This is a genomic window from Amycolatopsis sp. NPDC059027, from assembly GCF_042739735.1.
In the GTDB taxonomy this organism is placed as follows: Bacteria; Actinomycetota; Actinomycetes; order Mycobacteriales; family Pseudonocardiaceae; genus Amycolatopsis.
Genome location: NZ_JBHYIK010000020.1, coordinates 105,951 through 122,465 on the forward strand (window position 1 = coordinate 105,951; position 16,515 = coordinate 122,465).

The 16,515-nt window shown below is 70.1% G+C and carries 15 protein-coding genes; 9 read left to right on the forward strand and 6 right to left on the reverse strand.

What is annotated here, in order from left to right:
• Positions 1-33: 33 nt before the first annotated feature.
• From ACFWY9_RS16330 to acsA, 5 genes are read right to left on the reverse strand one after another with little or no spacing between them, the layout of a single operon-like run.
• The gene (locus ACFWY9_RS16330) at positions 34-288 is read right to left on the reverse strand and encodes a phosphopantetheine-binding protein (protein WP_378328265.1); all 255 of its coding nucleotides are present in this window, start codon (positions 286-288) and stop codon (positions 34-36) included.
• Positions 285-1,697, reverse strand: coding sequence for a dihydrolipoamide acetyltransferase family protein (locus ACFWY9_RS16335; protein WP_378328264.1), 1,413 nt, complete (start codon positions 1,695-1,697; stop codon positions 285-287). Before ACFWY9_RS16335 ends, ACFWY9_RS16330 begins: the two co-directional genes overlap by 4 nt.
• Positions 1,621-2,589, reverse strand: coding sequence for an alpha-ketoacid dehydrogenase subunit beta (locus ACFWY9_RS16340; protein WP_378328263.1), 969 nt, complete (start codon positions 2,587-2,589; stop codon positions 1,621-1,623). The genes ACFWY9_RS16335 and ACFWY9_RS16340 overlap by 77 nt, the downstream gene beginning before the upstream one ends.
• The gene (gene pdhA, locus ACFWY9_RS16345; RefSeq protein WP_378328262.1) at positions 2,586-3,572 is read right to left on the reverse strand and encodes a pyruvate dehydrogenase (acetyl-transferring) E1 component subunit alpha; all 987 of its coding nucleotides are present in this window, start codon (positions 3,570-3,572) and stop codon (positions 2,586-2,588) included. Before pdhA ends, ACFWY9_RS16340 begins: the two co-directional genes overlap by 4 nt.
• A complete protein-coding gene (gene acsA / locus ACFWY9_RS16350) occupies positions 3,569-5,329 on the reverse strand; it encodes an acetate--CoA ligase (RefSeq protein WP_378328261.1) in 1,761 nt (586 codons plus the stop codon). The genes pdhA and acsA overlap by 4 nt, the downstream gene beginning before the upstream one ends.
• Before the next feature lie 296 nt (positions 5,330-5,625).
• Between acsA and ACFWY9_RS16355 the strand changes: the two genes are divergently transcribed.
• From ACFWY9_RS16355 to ACFWY9_RS16385, 7 genes are all read left to right on the forward strand, one after another.
• Positions 5,626-6,522 carry a class I fructose-bisphosphate aldolase gene (locus ACFWY9_RS16355; RefSeq protein WP_378328260.1) on the forward strand — a complete coding sequence of 299 codons (897 nt, stop codon included), beginning with the start codon at positions 5,626-5,628 and terminating at the stop codon, positions 6,520-6,522.
• A gap of 62 nt (positions 6,523-6,584) precedes the next feature.
• Positions 6,585-7,715, forward strand: coding sequence for a hypothetical protein (locus ACFWY9_RS16360; RefSeq protein ID WP_378328259.1), 1,131 nt, complete (start codon positions 6,585-6,587; stop codon positions 7,713-7,715).
• An 83-nt stretch (positions 7,716-7,798) separates the two neighbouring features.
• Complete coding sequence (locus ACFWY9_RS16365; protein ID WP_378328258.1) at positions 7,799-8,773, forward strand: L-lactate dehydrogenase; 975 nt, start codon at positions 7,799-7,801, stop codon at positions 8,771-8,773.
• 400 nt (positions 8,774-9,173) lie between these two features.
• Positions 9,174-10,586, forward strand: coding sequence for an amino acid permease (locus ACFWY9_RS16370; protein ID WP_378328257.1), 1,413 nt, complete (start codon positions 9,174-9,176; stop codon positions 10,584-10,586).
• Positions 10,587-10,621: 35 nt separating this feature from the next.
• The gene (locus ACFWY9_RS16375; RefSeq protein WP_378328256.1) at positions 10,622-11,842 is read left to right on the forward strand and encodes an arginine deiminase; all 1,221 of its coding nucleotides are present in this window, start codon (positions 10,622-10,624) and stop codon (positions 11,840-11,842) included.
• Between the two features lie 29 nt (positions 11,843-11,871).
• Positions 11,872-12,867 carry an ornithine carbamoyltransferase gene (gene argF, locus ACFWY9_RS16380; protein ID WP_378328255.1) on the forward strand — a complete coding sequence of 332 codons (996 nt, stop codon included), beginning with the start codon at positions 11,872-11,874 and terminating at the stop codon, positions 12,865-12,867.
• Positions 12,864-13,766 carry a carbamate kinase gene (locus tag ACFWY9_RS16385; RefSeq protein ID WP_378328254.1) on the forward strand — a complete coding sequence of 301 codons (903 nt, stop codon included), beginning with the start codon at positions 12,864-12,866 and terminating at the stop codon, positions 13,764-13,766. Before argF ends, ACFWY9_RS16385 begins: the two co-directional genes overlap by 4 nt.
• A gap of 37 nt (positions 13,767-13,803) precedes the next feature.
• On the opposite strand, the gene ACFWY9_RS16390 is transcribed toward ACFWY9_RS16385, so the two are convergent.
• Entirely contained in the window at positions 13,804-14,112 is a 309-nt protein-coding gene (locus tag ACFWY9_RS16390; protein ID WP_378328253.1) for a hypothetical protein, read from the reverse strand.
• Between the two features lie 13 nt (positions 14,113-14,125).
• On the opposite strand from ACFWY9_RS16390, the gene ACFWY9_RS16395 reads away from it, so the two are divergent.
• Positions 14,126-15,745, forward strand: a complete 1,620-nt coding sequence (locus ACFWY9_RS16395; protein WP_378328252.1) for a hypothetical protein — start codon at positions 14,126-14,128, stop codon at positions 15,743-15,745.
• A 104-nt stretch (positions 15,746-15,849) separates the two neighbouring features.
• Positions 15,850-16,308 carry a nitroreductase family deazaflavin-dependent oxidoreductase gene (locus tag ACFWY9_RS16400; RefSeq protein ID WP_378328251.1) on the forward strand — a complete coding sequence of 153 codons (459 nt, stop codon included), beginning with the start codon at positions 15,850-15,852 and terminating at the stop codon, positions 16,306-16,308.
• Positions 16,309-16,515: the final 207 nt, after the last annotated feature.

Sequence of the window (16,515 nt, forward strand, 5' to 3'; positions counted from 1 at the left end):
CGCTGCTTCGGTAACGCAGCGAGCGGCGCCGGTTCACCCTTGTGCGGTGAGGAAATCGGCGGCCGAGCGCAGGGTGAGCAGGCGGCCGTAGTCGTCCTCGTCGATGCGGCGGTCCAGCCCGGTGGACAGCCGTTCGACGAAGGTCTGGAAGTCCATCGAGTCCAGTTCCAACGCGTCGCGCAGGTTTTCGTCGGGGGGAAGGGCACTGAGTTCGTCGTCGGTCGCGAAACCGCGGAGCGCGGACTGAACGAACTCGGTGGCTTCTTCGCGGCTGAGTGGCTTGGTCATAGCTCCTCCGGATGGCGCAGCAGAGTGGCGATGGTGGTGAGCAGCCGGGAGCCGGTCGCGCCGTCGCTGGCGCGGTGGTCGGCGGCGAGGGTGGCGGTGACCAGCGGGCGGATGCCGAGCATCCCGTCGACAGCCCACGGCCGATGGGTGATCGCGCCGAATCCGACGAGCGCCACCTGCGGCGGGTAGATCACGCCGTGCACGGACTCGGCGCCGTTGTCGCCGAGGTTCGTCACGGTCAGCGTGCCCGCGGTCAGGTCGGCCGAGCGCAGGCTTCCCGACCGTGCGCGAGCGACCACGGCACGCAACTCCGCCATGGTCTCCGGCAGGGAAAGCTTCGCCGCGTCGAGGATCGCCGGAGCGACGAGTCCGCCGCCGCGCAGCGCGACGGCGACACCGAGGTGTACGGCGTCGCCGGGCCGGAAGCCTCCGTCGACCCAGTGCCCGTTGAGTTCGGGGACCCGGACGGCGGCGAGTGCGGTCGCCTTGAGCAGCGCGGCGGCGGGGAGGATCCGCTCGGTCACCGGCACGCGACGGTTGTGCTCGCGCAGCCAGGTCATGACCGGGTCGAGGTCGATGGTGCTCGAGAGGTAGTAGTGCGGGATCTCGCGCTTGGCCCTGGCCATCAGCGCGGCGATGGCCTGCCGCATCGCGGCCGGATCCTGGGCGCGCCGTTGCTCCGGTACGTGTCCGGGCGCGGTGGCGGGCCCGGCGGCCGAGCGCACGTGCCGGGCGTGGATCGCTCCGCCCGGTGTCTCCGGCGCGAGCATGGTGAGGTCGACGTCGAGTTCGTGGGCCAGCCGCCGGGCATAGGGCGATACGCGGGCTCGCTCCGTCGTGGTGCGAGCGGGAGCGGCCAGCGCGTGGGCGACGTCGGCGTGGGTGATCCGGCCGTCGCGGCCGGTGCCGTGCAGCCGGGTGAGGTCGACGCCTTCGCGCGCGGCGAAGACACGCGCGGGCGGGTCGGCGAGCCTGATCGTGGCGGGGATGCCCGGCCGCCGGGGCTGGGAGTGTCCCCCGGCGGCCGGGCGGGGCTCGCCTGCCGCGGGCGGTGAGCCCTGCGGTGGCGGCGTCTTCGCCGACGGCGTCCGTGGTGACGTGCCGTCGATCATGGCCAGCGGGGTGCCGACCGGAACCTTGGTACCGACGGGGACCAGGAGTTCACCGACGGTCCCGGTGGTGAAGCATTCGACCTCGATCGCCGCCTTGGCGGTGTCCACGACGGCGACGACGTCGCCTTTGCGCACGGTGTCGCCGGGCCGCACGAGCCATTCGAGTACGGTGCCTTCGGTCATGTCCGCACCCAGCGCGGGCATCAGGAACTCGGCCATCTCAGGCCACCGTCCGGCGAGCCGCCGCGACGACGTCGGCAGGTTGGGGAAGCGCTGCCTGTTCGAGTTGCTGGGCATACGGGATCGGCACCTCCGCGGTGCACACCCGCTCGATCGGCGCGTCCAGTTCGTAGAAGGCCTTCTCCGCGACGCAGGCGGCGATCTCGGCCGAGAGGCTGCCGCTGCGCCAGCCCTCGTCGACCACGACGAGCCGATGGGTCCGGGACACCGAGCCGAGCACCGTGTCCTCGTCCAAGGGCCGCAACGTCCGCAGATCGACGACTTCGGCGTCGACGCCGTCGCGGCCGAGTTCTTCGGCGGCGGTGAGCGCGGTGCCCAGGGTGCCGCCGTAGGCGACGAGGGTGACGTCGGTGCCGGAGCGGCGGATCGCCGCGCGGTCGATGTCGACCGGCCCGGCTTCCGGGGCGAGTTCGCCGGAGACGTTGTACAGCGCGCCGTGCTCGAACAGCAGCACGGGATCGGGGTCGGCCACCGCGGTCTGGAGCATCCCGCGGGCGTCCTCCAGCGTGGCGGGAGTGATGATCCGCAGCCCGGGGATGTGCGCGTACCAGCCTTCGAGGCTGTGCGAATGCTGGGCGGCGAGCTGGCGCCCGGCGCCGGTCGTCATCCGGATCACCAGTGGCACGTTGAGCCGGCCACCGGACATGTGCAGGATGGTGGCGGCGTTGTTGAGGATCTGGTCCAGCGCGAGCAGGCTGAAGTTGACCGTCATGATCTCGACGATCGGCCGCAGCCCGCCGAGCGCCGCGCCGATCCCGGCTCCGACGAAGGCGGACTCCGAAAGCGGGGTGTCCCGGATCCGGCGCGGGCCGAACTCCTCCAGCAGCCCGAGGCTGACCGCGAAGCAGCCGCCGTACGCGCCGACGTCCTCACCCATCAGGAAGGTGCGTTCGTCCTCGCGCAGTACGTCGCGCAAGCCTTCGCGCAGAGCTTCTCGGTATGTGGTCATGATCGCTCCGAGTAGACGAACCTGGTGAGGTCTTCGACGGGCTCGAGCGGGCCGGACTCGGCGGTCGCGACGGCGGTGTCGAGCTCTTCGTCCACTTCGGACTCAAGTGCCGTGATCGCGTCGTCGTCGAGCCCGTCCTCCTCTCGCATCGTCGTGATCAAGCGGGGGATGGGATCGAGGTCCTTCCAGTGTTCCACTTCGGACTTGTCACGGTAGCGGTCCGGGTCGTACATCGAATGGGCGCGGAACCGGTAGGTACGCAGTTCCAGGAAGCAGGGCCCGGCCCCGTTCCGGACGGATTCGACGGCCCGGTCGGCGGCTTCGGTGACGGCGAGCACGTCCATCCCGTCCACCTGCACGGCCGTCATACCGTAGGACGCCGCGCGCGCGGAGAGGTCGGTCTCGGCCTGTGCGCGGTCGATGCGGGTCCCCATGGCGTAGAGGTTGTTCTCGCAGCAGAACAGCACCGGCAGCCGCCAGAGCGCCGCGAGGTTGAGGCATTCGTGGAACTCTCCCTCGGCCACCGCGCCGTCCCCGAACAGGCACACGGTGACCCGGCGCCGCCCGGCCATCTCGTCGGCGAGCGCGAGTCCCGTCGCCACCGGCAAGCCACCGCCGACGATGGCGTTGCCGCCGTAGAAGCGGCGGTCGGCGTCGAACAGGTGCATCGACCCGCCCCGGCCGCGGCTGCACCCCGTGGTGCGGCCGTACATCTCGGCGAGCACCGCGTCCATCGGCAGGCCGCGGGCGAGTGCGTGGCCGTGCTCGCGGTAGGTCGAGACCACCGCGTCCTCCGGCGTCAGTGCCTGCAGCACGCCGGTGGCGACCGCCTCCTCGCCGATGTAGAGGTGCATGAACCCGCGGATCCGCGCGGCGCTGTACAACTCGACACAGCGCTCCTCGAACCGGCGGATCCGCAGCATCTGCCGCAGCAGTTCGGTCCGCTGCTTGGTGCGGGTGATCGGTTCGCTGGCTTCGCTCATGCCGAACCCTCCAATGTGGACAAATCGCCTTCGGGCAGGCCCAGTTCCCTCGCCTTGAGCAATCTGCGCATGACCTTGCCGCTGCGGGTGTGCGGCAGCCGCTGATCGAAGACGATCTCCTTCGGTGCCACCGCCCCCAGCGCACGGCGGCCGAACGCCAGCAGGTCGAGCCGCAGCTCGTCGTTCGGTTCGTGGCCGGGCCGCAGTGACACGAACGCCTTGACCAGCTCGCCGGCGACCGGGTCGGGCTTGCCGATCACCCCGGCCTCCGCGACGGCCGGATGTGCCAGCAGCGCGCTTTCGACCTCGAACGGCCCGACGAGGTGCCCGGCGGACTTGATGACGTCGTCGGCCCGGCCGACGAACCAGTAGTAGCCGTCGGCGTCCCGGCGGGCGACGTCTCCCGTGAGGTACCAGCCGTCGGCGAACGCGGCGGCGTAGCGTTCCGGATCTCCCCAGTAGGTTCGGAACATCGACGGCCAGCCGGGCCTCAGCGCCAGTTCGCCCTCGGCCCCGGGGGCGGTGACTTCGTGCACCTTCCCCTCGATGACGCGGGCGCGGCCGTCCTCGCCGCGTTCGAGCAGTCCCGCCTCGACGCCGGGTAGCGGGCGGCCCATGGAGCCCGGCCGGATCTCCTCGGCGGCGAGGTTGGCGATCATGATCGCCCCGGTCTCGGTCTGCCACCAGTTGTCGTGCACGGGAAGCCCCAGCTTCCGCTCGCCCCACACCACGACCTCGGGGTTCAGCGGTTCGCCGACGCTGGCCACGAACCGCAGTGCGGACAGATCGGCGCCGGGCTCCCGGTCGTCGCGCATCAGCATCCGCAGCGCGGTCGGCGCGGTGTACCAGACGGTGACGTGCTGCTCGGCGAGCACGCGGTACCAGCGCCGGGCGTCGAAGTCGCCCTCGTCGCTGATCAGCGTGACGCCGAGGGTCAGCGGCGCGAGGACGCCGTAGGACATCCCGGTCACCCAGCCCGGATCCGCGGTGCACCAGAACACGTCCTCGGCGCGCAGGTCCAGTGCGTAGCGGGCGGTGACGTGGTGGGCCAGCACGGCCTCGTGGACGTGTAGCGCGCCCTTCGGGGTACCGGTGGTACCGCTGGTGAAATGCAGCAGTGCGGGGTCGTCCGGTGCGGTCACGGCGATCTCGAACGTGGGGTCGGCGGCGGCGAGTGCCGGAGCGAGCGCGATCGTGCCGGGCTCCTCGCCGTCGCCGGTCAGCAGCACGTGCCGCAGGGACGGCAGCGCCGCCCGGATGGCGCGGATTTTCCGGCGGTAGAGCGCGGGTGTGGTGACCAGGACGGTGCCTTCACCGAGATTCAGGCGCTGCCGGATCGGTTCGGGCCCGAACGCCGAGAACAGCGGGGACAGGACGCAGCCCGCCTTGAGCGTCCCCAACGTCGCGACGTACAGGTCGGGGACCCGGCCGAGGAGGGTGAAAACCCGGTCCCCGGTGCGCACTCCGAGACCGCGCAGCAGGTTGGCGAATCGGTTCGTCCGCTCGGACAGCTCGGCGTAGGTCAGCTCATGCGTCCGGTCCCCACGATCCACCCAGCGCAACGCGGTCTTCGCGGCATGGGGGCCGATGGCGTGCCGGTCGACGGCTTCGTACGCGATGTTGAGCCCACCGCCGGGCAGACCGGACAGGAGCGAGCGGGCGGCGGTCCAGCTGAACTCCCGCCGGGCACGGGCGTAGTCGGTCACGTTCGCGTGAGCACGGACGGCACCGGGCTTGGTGATTGGCTGCCAGGTCATCGCCGCCTCGCCGCGTTCAGGACGGGGCGGACGGCGAGCGCGTCGTCCCCCTCGCGGGCGACAGGGACGCCGCCGCGCGGCAGGTCGCGGAACCGCATGTCCACTCCTCCGAAGGTCTGAAGTCCTTTGTGGATGGTCGAGGCCGTTCGGTGCGCCTTTCCTGGGACAGCATCGCCGCGCCGGCCCGGCCCGGCGAGGGTCGTTGGTCCCCGGGACCGGTGCCCTCCGGCCCCGGCGGCGGCCGGTGGCCGGGAGTTCACTGGCGGGGCAGCGCTACCGCCAATCTGGAGGCCGTCATGACGCACCGTCCCCAGCTGAGTGAGCTCGGGCTGAACGCCGGCAAGAAGACCAGGCTCCACCGGATCCTGCACGAGCACGGGCTCCGGAACGGGACGGCGTTCTTCCTGCCGTACGACCAGGGGCTCGAGCACGGCCCGCGCGACTTCTTCGCGAATCCGGCGGCTGGTGATCCGCGGTACGTCGTCAAACTCGCGATCGAAGGCGGGTTCAACGGGATCGCGATCCAGATCGGCTTGGCCGAGAAGTTCTATTGGGATTACGCGGGCGAAGTCCCGTTGGTGCTGAAACTGAACGGAAAGACCGAAATCCCGTCCGACAGCGAGGCGCTTTCCCCGCTGCACGGCAACGTCGAGGAGGCTGTGCGGCTCGGCGCGGACGCTGTCGGTTACACCCTCTATGTCGGGACTCCGGCGCAGGAGCGCGATTTCGCGCAGTACCGGCAGGTGCGGGCGGATGCCCGGCGCCTGGGGATGCCGCTGATCGTGTGGGCGTACCCGCGTGGTTCCGCGGTCGAGGCGAAGGGCGGCCGGGATTCGTTCTACGCCGTCGACTACGCGGCACGGACGGCGGCCGAGCTTGGCGCCGACGTCGTGAAGGTGAACTTCCCTCATCCGGAGAAGACCGCCGGTGTGCCGGAGCGCTACACCGGTGAGTTCACCAGCCAGCAGGCGATCGACGCGGTCGTGCGGTCCGCGGGCCGGACGCTGCTGCTGGTCTCGGGCGGGGGCAAGGCGGGGGACGAGGCGATGCTGGAGAAAGCACGCGAATCGATGGAGGCCGGCGCGACCGGGCTGATCTTCGGCCGCAACGTCTGGCAGCGTGAACACGACGAGTCCCTGCGTTTCGTCTCCGCGCTGCGGGAAATCCTCGCCAAGTACCCGAGCGCGAAATGAGCAGGCCCGTGCTCGGATTCCGGAAAAGGCAGACAATGCTCGCGAGAAGTTCCGGTTCCTTGGTGTTGCTGGCGAGTAGCGTACTCGGCCTGAATTTCCTCGCTCTGCCGACGGCCGAGGCCGCCGCGGTACCTTCCGCCGAGTACGTTCCCCTTCACCTGACGCCGATGCCCGGCGACTCGGGAACCTACGCCAATGCCGTGAACGACGCGGGGACGGTGGTGGGACAGTCCGGCCGGCGCCCGGTCCGCTGGGACCGGGATGACCGCGTATCGGCCCTTCCGCTCCCTCGCGGGTACACGGGAGGCTCACCCACGAGTGTCAACGATTCCGGCGAGATAGGCGGAAACGTCTACCTCGGGGACTGGGAATCGCTGCACCCTGTCCGATGGAATCGCGCGGGGCGCGTCGAGGAACTGCCCCTGCCGCCGGGCGCGATATCGAGTGCCGGTGCGGTGATCAACGCGCGCGGGTCGGTCATGGGCAACGCCATGACCCCGGACTACCGTTATCACGCGGCGCGCTGGGACGCGCGCGGACGGCTTGTCACGCTGGAGGCGCTGGACGGCGGAGAGTCGCAAGCCGTGGCTATCAACGACCGCGATGAGATGGCCGGGATCGCGCGCGACACCTCCGGCTACCTCGTCGGCGTGAAATGGAGCGCGGATGGCAAAATCACGAAACTGCCTCCGCCGGAGGGCTACTACCCGCTGAGTGTGAACAATCGTGGATCGATCCTGGGGACCACGATCGTGTGGGATCGGCGCGGGCACGTGACCCGGCTGGGTACCGATCCCTCGCTCCAGGGTGCCTCCGGTGCCAAACTCAACGACCACGACGAGGTGCTCGGCCAGGGCAGGGACCTGAACCAGCGTGCCCGATGCGTGCGATGGGACCGGCTGGGCCGGATAGCGGTGCTGGGGTCGCTGCCCCAAGACGCCGAGAGCCGCTGTTCCGACCTGAACAACGCGGGCATGGTGGTCGGTGAATCCAGCCGGGCCAACCCCGGAGAGCGCAATCCGCTGCCGGTCTATTGGGACCGCCGGGGAACGATCACCGCACTTCCCCTGCCGCCGGACCTGCCCGACACGTTCGAGGCACAACACGTCAGCGAACGCGGAAACGTGATCATCGGGATCGGCTACGACGGCGCGAGCAGCACCTATCGAGGAGTCGTGTGGCGACGGAGGTAGCCGGGAGATGGCGGCCGGAGCGCGGACGAGGCGCTCGCCCAGGCCGCGTTCGAAGGCTTGGTCCGCCGAGTGAGGAGAACGGAGTGTCCCAGTTGTTCCCCGTACATCGGGCGCCGCATGGCACCAAGGTCGCGATCGTCGGCGCGGGCGCGGTCGGTTCCACGATCGCCTACGCCTGCCAGATCCACGGTGTGACACATACGATCGCGCTGTACGACACCGACGCGGCCAAGGTGCGTGCCCAGGTACTCGATCTGCGGCACGGCAGCATGTTCACCCCGGCCGCCTCGATCGTCGGCGGCGACGACATCGGCGTGTGCGCGGACGCCGACGTCGTGGTGATCACGGCCGGAGCCAAACAGCGGCGCGGCCAGAGCCGGATGGCGCTCGCGGAAGCCAACGTGGCCATGGTCCGGTCGCTGGTGCCCCGGCTGCTGGCGGTGGCACCGGAGGCGATCCTGCTGCCGGTCACCAATCCGGTCGACGTCATCACCCACGCGGTGCTCACCGTCAGTGGCCTTCCGGCGCACCGCGTCGTCGGCTCGGGAACGGTGCTGGACTCCTCCCGGCTGCGCTCGCTGATCTCCGAACGCGCCGGGGTCGGTGTGCCCAGCGTGCGTGCCTACATCGCCGGTGAGCACGGCGACAGCTCGGTGCCGCTGTGGTCGGGAGCGTTCATCGGCTCGGTGCCGGTGGCCGACTGGGTGGTCGATGGCACGCAGGTCTTCACCCCCGCGGTCCGGGACGACATCGCCAGGACTGTGGTCAACGCCGCGTACGAGGTGATCGCGGGCAAGGGCGCCACCAACTACGCCGTCGGGCTGGCGGTGGCCTACGTGCTCGACGCGATGATCGGCGACCAGCGGCTGATCCTGCCGGTCAGCAGCCTGGTCCGCGACTTCCCCGGCATCGGCGGGGTGTGCATGTCCCTGCCCCGGCTGGTGGGCAGGGACGGTGCGGGAGCGGCCGAGCCCGCGGCGCTCTCCGGTGACGAACTCGCCCGGTTGCGCGCCTCGGCCGAGCAGATCGGCAAGGTCTGCCGCGAACTGCACCTGTGAGCCTGCCGGGCACGGCTCGACGGAATCACGGATCGGTGGTCACCGACGCCGCGCGGGCACCCGGCGTCCGTCCACTGTGGTGAGTGCCGCGTCGGGTGGCCGTCAGGGGAGGACGGCCACCCCTTCCCCGGCGGGGGGCGGGGAGCGGTACCCGGGGAAGGTCCAGCGGTGCGGCGGCCCTGGACTGTCTTCAGGATGCCGCGGTGGGTTGTTCACGCACAGGGCCGAAAGGCTCGTCCTCGGGTGACGAAGGTTCTGGTGTGCGCCGGACGGGTTCGCCGACGGACGTAGGGCAAGGCCGGGTGGTTACTTTGGTCCTCGGAGGAGGATCAAAGGTCTCTGGGCGGGGTGAACCCGGTACGGGTCTGATGAGGGCAGCCGTTCTCACCGAGGGAGACCGATGTCCAGATCGAAACCCGCCCGGCCGTCCGCGCCCGCCGGGCGCCGAGCGTGGTCGCTCGGCCTGCCGTCCGCGACCGGACTTGTCGTCGGCAGCGTCATCGGCACCGGGGTTTTCACCATGCCCGCCGTGCTGGCGGGCGCGGGGACCAGCTCACTGGTGGTGCTGTCCGTCATCGCCGCCGGTGCGGCCCTGCTCGCTGTCCTTTTCGGACAGTTGACGCGGCGGGTGCCGGACGCCGACGGCGGTCTCTACGCCTACGCACGGAACGAGTTCGGTGATTTCGCCGGGTATCTCACGGGCTGGTGCTACTGGGTTTCGGCGTGGGTCGGCAACGCCGCGATCGTGTCCTCGTGGGTGCTCTACGTCGATTCCCTGCTGGGGATCGACAATCCGGCCGGCTGGACCAACTGGGGGATAGCGCTGCTCGGCTTGTGGGTTCCGGCACTGGTGAACCTGAGCGGTGTCCGGCAGATTGCCTGGTTCGAGAACCTGACCGTGGCGGTGAAGTTCCTGCCACTGCTGCTGGTGGCCGTGGTCGGCTGGTTCTTCGTTTCGAACGCCAACTTCGGCGCATTCAACGCCTCGGGCGGCAGCCTTTACAGTGCCATCGGCATCACGGCGGGTGTCGCGCTGTTCGCCTTCATCGGCGTCGAGGTGGCCGCCGTCACCGCGAAGCGGGTACGGGATCCCGGTCGCAACGTCGGCCGTGCCTCCCTGCTGGGGACCGCGGCGAGCGCGATCCTGTACGTGGCGGTGTCGGCGGCGGTGATGGGCCTGGTCCCGCACGACGTCCTGGTGAACACCGGAACCCCGTTCGTCCCGGCCGTCGAGGCGATCTTCCCGCACGCGGCCTGGGCGGGGAAACTCGTGGCCGCGCTCGCGGTGGTCTCCGGTATCGGCGCGCTCAACGGCTGGACGCTGGTCACCGCCGAGGTTTCGCGGGCCGCGGCGAACGACGGCCTGTTCCCGCGCTTCTTCACCTGGGCCGATCGCAAGGACACCGCGTGGCTCGGTGTCCTCGTCGCGGCGGCGCTGCCGTCGCTGCTGATGCTGTGGCGGTACACCGCGACCTCGGGGCTGGCCGTTTTCACGTTCCTGGTCAATCTTTCCGTGGTGACCATCGCCGTCCCGTACTTGTTCTCGGCCTGTGCCCAGCTGTCCTACCTGGTGTCCCGGCGCCGACGGGTGCGGGGATGGTTGCTGGTCCGCGATCTGCTGGTCACCGGTGTGAGCGTCCTGTTCTCGCTGTGGGTGACCTTCGCGGCCGGCTACGCCGCCGTGTACCAGGCGATGTTCCTGATGCTGCTCGGCCTGGTGCTCTACGCCTTCGTCAAGGCGCGCCGGGAGCGGCGCCACGAGGCCGGGGACGGCGCCACCGGGCCGGGTGAGCAGTGGCCGCGAGCGGCATGACCGGCGACGGATCGACGAGGAACGGAGTGTCCGTGATGGGATTCGGTGTGGCGTCCGAGGTGGGCCGCCTGAGACAGGTCGTCCTGCACCGGCCGGGTACCGAGCTGGCCAGGCTCACCCCGCGCAATGTCCGCGAGCTGCTGTTCGACGACGTGATGTGGGCGACGAAAGCCAAGGAGGAGCACGACGTTTTCGCCGAAGCGTTGCGTGAGCGGGGTGTGCGCGTGCACTACTTCGGGCAATTGCTCGCGGAAACGCTCGACACCGACGCGGGCAGGGCGTTCGTGCTCGACCGGGTCTGCGCTCCGGACATCGTCGGTCCCGCGCTGGTCGGGCCGTTGCGGGGACTGTTCGGCGACCTGGACGGCACCGGCCTCGCCGCCGCGCTGATCGGTGGCGTGCTGAAGGCCGACCTGCGTCCACTGCGAGCGGAAAGCCTGAAATGGCACACGCTGCGGGCCGACGACTTCCTGCTGCCCCCGCTGCCCAATCACCTCTTCCCGCGCGACAACTCCTGCTGGATCTACGACGGCGTGTCGATCAATCCCATGGCGAAACCCGCGCGGCAGCGGGAAACCCTGCACGCGCGGGCCATCTACCGCTACCACCCGTTGTTCGCCGAGGGCCGGTTCACCGCGTATTACGGCGATGACGACGACGAGCACTTCCCGGCCACCATCGAGGGCGGCGACGTGCACGTCCTCGGCGGTGGTGCCGCGCTGATCGGCATGGGTGAGCGGACCACGCCGATGGCGGTGGAAATCCTTGCCCGCGCGTTGTTCTCGAGTGGCCAGGCCCATACGGTCGTCGCCGTCGAACTTCCGCGCTCCCACGCGATGATGCATCTGGACACGCTCATGACGATGGTCGACAAGGCCACGTTCGTCCTCTACCCCTACTTCGACCGGAATCTGCGGTCCTGGACCGTGACTCCCGGCGAGGAGACCGGCACGGTCGACGTCCGGCAGAACCGCGGCCTGTGGGAAACCCTCGCCGCGACGCTCCGGGTCGGAGAAGTGACCGTGCTGTCGACCGACGAAGACGTCCGCGCCGCCGAGCGGGAGCAGTGGGACGACGGCAACAACTACCTCGCCGTGTCGCCGGGCGTGGTGGTCGGCTACGACCGCAACGTCGCCACCAACACGATGCTGCGCAAGCACGGTATCGAGGTGATCACCGTGCCCGGCGGGGAACTCGGCAGGGGACGGGGCGGACCACGGTGCATGAGCTGTCCCATCGAACGCGACCCGGCCTGACCACTGTCACCGAAGCCCAGGAGAAGCCCATGGACCTGCGCGGACGCAATCTGCTCAAGGAAACCGATCTCACCCGCGAAGAGTTCCTCCATCTGGTGGAGTTCGCCGCGGAACTGCGCCGGGAGAAGCGCTCCGGCGCGCGGCCGCGGCGGCTCGACGGCCGCAACATCGCCCTGGTCTTCGAGAAGAGCTCGACCCGGACCCGGTCGGGATTCGAGGTCGCCGCACACGACGAAGGCGCCCACATCACCTATCTCGGGCCCGAGGAATCCCATATCGGGCACAAGGAGTCGGTCAAGGACACCGCGCGTGTGCTGGGACGCATGTTCGACGGGATCGAGTTCCGTGGTTCGGACCACGAAGCCGTCGAGACACTGGGCGCGTACGCCGGTGTCCCGGTGTGGAACGGCCTCACCGACGCCTGGCACCCGACACAGATGCTCGCCGACGTCCTCACGATGCGCGATCACTCGGCCGCACCACTGGACGAGGTGGCCTACTGCTACCTCGGCGACGGCCGCAACAACGTCGCCAACTCGCTGCTGGTCACCGGCGCGCTGCTGGGCATGGACGTCCGGATCTGCGCGCCACGGGACCTGTGGCCCGCCGGGACGGTCCGGGACCTCGCCGCGTCGCTCGCCCACGATTCCGGGGCGCGGATGCTGGTGACCGACGACGTCGCCGAGGCGGTGCGGGATGCGGATTTCGTCTACACCGACGTGTGGTTGTCGATGGGCGAGCCCGAGGAGACCTGGGGACGTCGCATCGAGCAGTTGCTGCCGTACCAGGTGAACGCGAAACTCCTGGGAGCCACGGGAAATCCCGCCGTCAAGTTCCTGCACTGCCTGCCCGCCCTGCACAACCGGGACACCGCGATCGGGCAGCGGATCGGCGAACGGTACGGGCTCGACGCCCTGGAGGTGACCGAGGAGGTCTTCGAGTCTCCGGCGTCGATCGTGTTCGACCAGGCGGAAAACCGGATGCACACGATCAAGGCCGTCATGGTCGCCACGGTCGCGTCATGAGGATCGTCGTCGCGCTGGGCGGGAACGCCTTGCTGAAACGGGGCGAAGCACCGGAATCCGAGATCCAGGAAAAGCATGTCATGGCCGCGGCCGAGGCGCTGGCCCCGCTCACGCGCGAGCACCAGCTGATCATCACCCACGGCAACGGTCCTCAGGTCGGCCTTCTCGCAGTGGAGAACGAGGACGATCCGGTGCTGGATCACCCTTACCCGTTGGACGTACTGGGCGCTCAGACCCAGGGCATGATCGGCTATTGGCTGGTGAACGCCCTCCGTGCCGCCGCTGGGCTCAGCGCGGTCTGCGTGCTGACGCGTACCCGGGTGCGCGCCGACGATCCCGCGTTCGCCCGGCCGACGAAGTTCGTGGGTTCCGGTTACGACGAGCCGATCGCGCGGGATCTCGCCGCGCGGCGGGGATGGCGGGTCGCGCGGGACGGCACCGCTTGGCGTCGCGTGGTTCCCTCGCCCGAACCGGCGGGTTTGGTCGAGCTGCCCGTGGTGGAGCTGCTGCTCGGCGCGGGACTCACGGTGGTGTGCGCCGGGGGCGGGGGCATTCCCGTCGTCGAGGACGGACACAGCGGCCTGCACGGCGTGGAAGCGGTGGTGGACAAGGACTTCACGGCGGCGTTGCTGGCGCGGGAGACCGGTGCGGACGCCTTGCTGCTGCTGACCGACGTCGATGCCGTCCACGAGGATTTCGGTACACCGCGGGCCCGTCCGATCCACCGGATCACCAGCGCGCGGTTGCGGTCACGGACGTTCCCCGCCGGGTCGATGGGCCCGAAGGTGACGGCGGCGTGCCGGTTCGTCGACGGTGGCGGGCGGTTCGCGGGAATCGGCCGTCTCGAAGACGCGGCAGAGCTGGTGGCGGGCACCGCCGGGACCATCGTGCGGGCGTGAGGTCGTCGCGTGCCCCGCCGCCAGGGGCAGTTCGGCTCTAGTGGCGCGTCGCCGCGTTCCGGCACCGTCGAAAGACGGCGAAGGTTTCGTGGCCCCGCTTGGCATCTAGGAAATCCCAGTGGAAGGGGTAGCTCATGGCGCGTTTGCTCCGGTCTGCCGGTGCGGTGTTGTCGGCGGCCGCACTCTGTCTCGCCGCTTCGGCGGGCCCCGTGTCCGGCGAACAGCTGCGGCCGGAGGTGCCGCCGTCCCCGGCCGAGCGCACGGAGAAGCCGGTCACCCCGACTTCCGGCTCCACGACGAGTCCTCCGCCATCGGTGACCAGAACGGCAGCGCCTTCGTCGAGCACGTCTCCTCCGACAATGCCTTCCCCCACAACGACTTCTCGCTCCGCCAAGGCGGAGCCGCCCTCGTCCGGACCGAGCGGTACAACGTCTCACCTCCCGCGGCGGACCGCGGCCGCGCAGGAGAAACCGGACCTGCGGCTGGCGGTGTGGTTCGACAAACCTTCGTACCTCGGCCACGAGCCGATCACCGTGCACGCGGTCGTCACCAACGTGGGCACCGTGGTGGTGAGCGAGGCCGACGTGGTCTCCACCGGGAACCTGTCGAGCCAGATGTGGACGCCGCTGTTCCCGCCGACCGGCGGCCGGCTCGAGCCGGGGCAGACCGTGGAGAGCAGGAACACCGGTTTGGTGACGACCCCGGCCGGGCCGTTGACCATCACCGTGACGGTCCGGCTGGCCGGCGAGGCCCAGGACGCGAATCCGGCGGACAACACCGTCACCGCGTCGGTCCCGGTCACCTTCGTCCGCGGCGGCTACCACGGAACGGTCTACGGTGACCGCAACGGAAACCACGTGATGGATCCGGGCGAGGCATTGGCCGGAATCCGGGTCGGTACCTCGGGAGGTAATCCGAACGTCGTCCGGAGCACCGTCACCGACGCGGACGGGCGGTTCGCGTTCCCCGACTTGCCGGCGGGCGGTTACTGGATGTGGTTCGACAGCACCGAGTGGTCGCTGGCGCATCCGAGCGTCGAGGTGACCGGTGCCGACGAGCCCGGCGTGCTGGTCCGTGGGGAGCCGTTGCTCAGGGCCTGGCTGGCCGAGTCGGCGGCATTCACGAGGCCGGCGTACCGCGTGAACGACATCGCGCACCTGGCGATGAAATTGACCAACAACGGTACGGCGCTGTTCACGGGACTGACCGCGGACTGCTGGACGAGCGGGGCGGGGCGTATCGATGCCGGAGAGCTGGCCGCGGGCGGGCCGGGCGTCGCGGTGCCCGCCGGTACGACGCGGACGGTGGACATGACGGTCCGGGTCACGGATGACGCGGCCGCGGTGGGGCACCTACGGGTGTGGTGCACGATCCACGGGCCGTCGAACGTCAACTGGTCGGACCTCATCACCGCGACAGCGCGGATTCCCGGGGGTGTGGCGCCCCGGGCCATGGGCGGCCTGGCGCGCTTCCGCTACAAACCCCAGCTCGGCCTTCCGGTCGGCGATCCCCTGCCCGGTGTGAAGGTGTACCTGCGCAACCAGGTCACGGGGAAGGTCGTCGCGCGTGCGGTGACCGAAGCCAACGGCAGCTTCACGTTCTACAACCTGCCCGCCGATCTGTACGACTTCGGCATCGTCGGGCCGTGGCGGCTGGTCTATTCCGAGCCGGAGTTCATCGCACGGGACGGGGAGACCGAACCGGACCGGAGCCTGCCCTGCCATCGGTGCTACTACGTCGTCCCCGGTCCGGAGCAACCCGACCCGGACCCCGTGACCCAGCCCGGCGGCGATGTCCCGGAAGGGCCCCCGGCAGCCGGGTCGCCGCAGCCGGTGGCCGCGCGACCGACCGGACCGGTCAGGACGGGAGACCTGGCCACGACCGGGTTCGAGGTGACGTGGCTGGCCCTGGGCGGGCTGCTCACACTGGCCGTCGGTGCGGGGCTGGTCCTCGGTGCGGCACGGCGGCGGTGGCGGTAGCCAGTATGTCCGAAGTAGACAGACGCGAGGAGGGCCCTGGTTCGGTGCTCGCGACGCGAACTCCGCGGCGTATGGCCCACTGGTGGGCACGGTATCACCGGTGGATGTACCGGGGCGGCCGCCCGAACCGGTGGGCGCGGTGGCAGAACCGGCTCTCCGCCACGCTGTTCGCGGCCAGGCCCGGTGGACGGGGCCGGTTGGTGACACTGGAGGTGCCGGGACGCCGCACCAGCCGTGTCGTTGCGTTCCCCTTGGTCGTCGCGGACTACGAGGGCGAACGTTACCTCGTGGCCATGCTCGGCGAGCGCACGAACTGGGTGCGTAACGTCCGCGCGGCGGACGGCCGGGCCGTGTTGCGACGCGGCCGCCGCGAGGCCGTGCGCCTGTGCGAAGTCGATCCCGGTGTGCGGGCACCCATTCTGCGCCGGTACTTGGCCGTCGCGCCGGGTGCCCGCCCGCACGTGCCGGTGGACCGGCGTGCCCCGCTTGCCGAGTTCGAGCACATCGCGGCACGGATTCCCGTCTTCCGTGTCATTCCGTATTTCACGTCCGCCGGGCGATGAAACACCGTCGGCGCGGATAGTTCCTTTCGGTATAGGTATTGACAGACCATTGCGGGGGGGTGTGGGGGGGGGCGCGGGGCTGCTGGGGGAGGCGGGCAGCGGGAGTTCGTGGGCGGGTTTCGCCGACGTGTGGGGGGGGGCGCCCCCCCCCCACGACGGTGACGTCCGACCGAGCCCGCCAAGATCGGCTCAGAGCGCCTGCATCAT

Excerpts from the sequence above, each read along its gene's own strand:
- ACFWY9_RS16330 (WP_378328265.1), bottom strand. The coding sequence starts at position 288 with ATGACCAAGCCACTCAGCCGCGAAGAAGCCACCGAGTTCGTTCAGTCC.
- ACFWY9_RS16335 (WP_378328264.1), bottom strand. The coding sequence starts at position 1,697 with ATGCCCAGCAACTCGAACAGGCAGCGCTTCCCCAACCTGCCGACGTCG.
- ACFWY9_RS16340 (WP_378328263.1), bottom strand. The coding sequence starts at position 2,589 with ATGACCACATACCGAGAAGCTCTGCGCGAAGGCTTGCGCGACGTACTG.
- pdhA (WP_378328262.1), bottom strand. The coding sequence starts at position 3,572 with ATGAGCGAAGCCAGCGAACCGATCACCCGCACCAAGCAGCGGACCGAA.
- acsA (WP_378328261.1), bottom strand. The coding sequence starts at position 5,329 with ATGACCTGGCAGCCAATCACCAAGCCCGGTGCCGTCCGTGCTCACGCG.
- ACFWY9_RS16355 (WP_378328260.1), top strand. The coding sequence starts at position 5,626 with ATGACGCACCGTCCCCAGCTGAGTGAGCTCGGGCTGAACGCCGGCAAG.
- ACFWY9_RS16370 (WP_378328257.1), top strand. The coding sequence starts at position 9,174 with ATGTCCAGATCGAAACCCGCCCGGCCGTCCGCGCCCGCCGGGCGCCGA.
- ACFWY9_RS16375 (WP_378328256.1), top strand. The coding sequence starts at position 10,622 with ATGGGATTCGGTGTGGCGTCCGAGGTGGGCCGCCTGAGACAGGTCGTC.
- argF (WP_378328255.1), top strand. The coding sequence starts at position 11,872 with ATGGACCTGCGCGGACGCAATCTGCTCAAGGAAACCGATCTCACCCGC.
- ACFWY9_RS16385 (WP_378328254.1), top strand. The coding sequence starts at position 12,864 with ATGAGGATCGTCGTCGCGCTGGGCGGGAACGCCTTGCTGAAACGGGGC.
- ACFWY9_RS16395 (WP_378328252.1), top strand. The coding sequence starts at position 14,126 with ATGCCTTCCCCCACAACGACTTCTCGCTCCGCCAAGGCGGAGCCGCCC.
- ACFWY9_RS16400 (WP_378328251.1), top strand. The coding sequence starts at position 15,850 with ATGTACCGGGGCGGCCGCCCGAACCGGTGGGCGCGGTGGCAGAACCGG.